We start from the raw sequence: 382 nt of genomic DNA, 5'->3' as shown, positions 1-382 counted from the left end.
ACCATCACGACGAAGCCCGTGCCTACAGTTCCTCCGACGACATCACACTGTTCCGGCTCCCGAGGTCCGGGCACTGCCACAACACCGCGGGCACCCGCCACCAGCTCTGGGACCGCCTGGCGCGATGGATCCGCGCGCTACCCGAGACCACCGCTGTCCCACCGTCGACCTGAGGTCGTCCAGTCCACCGCGCGAACCGGGTTCATCTGCTCCGCGGCGGGCCTGGGCTGGGAGGCCAACCTTGCTGCTACTCAAGGAGTACCTCGCCATCATCGACTTCGACGAGGCGGCGAAGTGGGCGGTTGAGCACGGCAAGGCCGACTACATGTGGAGCAAGCAGGGGGCGGCGCAGCCGGCCGTCGCCAGGGTTGAAGGAGACTCA

General features: G+C 67.5%; 1 pseudogene. It reads left to right on the top strand.

The features are described from left to right. Window positions 1-198: 198 nt before the first annotated feature. Window positions 199-382: pseudogene (locus tag AC559T_RS17505) on the top strand (hypothetical protein); the annotation flags it as partial.

Source organism: Frankia sp. Hr75.2, from assembly GCF_949319125.1.
Taxonomy (GTDB): Bacteria; Actinomycetota; Actinomycetes; order Frankiales; family Frankiaceae; genus Parafrankia; species Parafrankia soli.
This window is presented reverse-complemented; position numbering and strand designations above follow the sequence as displayed.